Below are 526 nucleotides of genomic sequence, written 5' to 3'. Positions count from 1 at the left end.
AATCATTTAAAAAAACAGTTTTCTCTTGAGATCTGTTGGCACGGTAAATACAACGCATTAAAACCAATACATCGCGTTCCATATCTCTACCTAAACTATACTTATATTCTTTAGGAAAGGTTTTAGTACTTACAAAAACTTCTAACACCAATTTATATGTGTCTCTATATACAGGTAACTCTGTGTGTAATGCCATTTTTTTTAAAAATAAACCGACCGCTTACGCGGTAAACTTTTTTAATAACTAAATAATTAAATAACTAAAAAGCCCGAACGGCACGCACAGTGGGCGTGGCGCTCTTACCGTTGGTGCTCTGATTACCAATGGTGAAACTCTGTTCCCACGCGCTAGTGGTACCGCTCTCCGTAGAACTCCAGTAGGGATTCACAGAAAGATCGCTACCACTATTTAAACTTGCACCAGCATTTATTTCGGTCTTTTTATCATACATTTCATCTAACTCATCCTTACTAGGTAAAAACCAATCGGAAAAACCTCCTCCAGTATAAGCATGCGCTAAACCAG

2 protein-coding genes are annotated in these 526 nt (G+C 37.8%); both read right to left on the bottom strand.

What is annotated here, in order from left to right:
* The coding region (locus tag ACH5TX_RS00105; RefSeq protein ID WP_439337533.1) for a four helix bundle protein at window positions 1–196 on the bottom strand (196 nt) is incomplete at its 3' end.
* 64 nt (window positions 197–260) lie between these two features.
* On the bottom strand, window positions 261–526 hold a 266-nt coding region (locus tag ACH5TX_RS00100), incomplete at its 5' end, for an Lcl domain-containing protein (RefSeq protein ID WP_439337532.1).

The sequence above is a fragment of the Thalassobellus citreus genome, from assembly GCF_044385915.1.
Classification (GTDB): Bacteria; Bacteroidota; Bacteroidia; order Flavobacteriales; family Flavobacteriaceae; genus Thalassobellus; species Thalassobellus citreus.
This window is presented reverse-complemented; position numbering and strand designations above follow the sequence as displayed.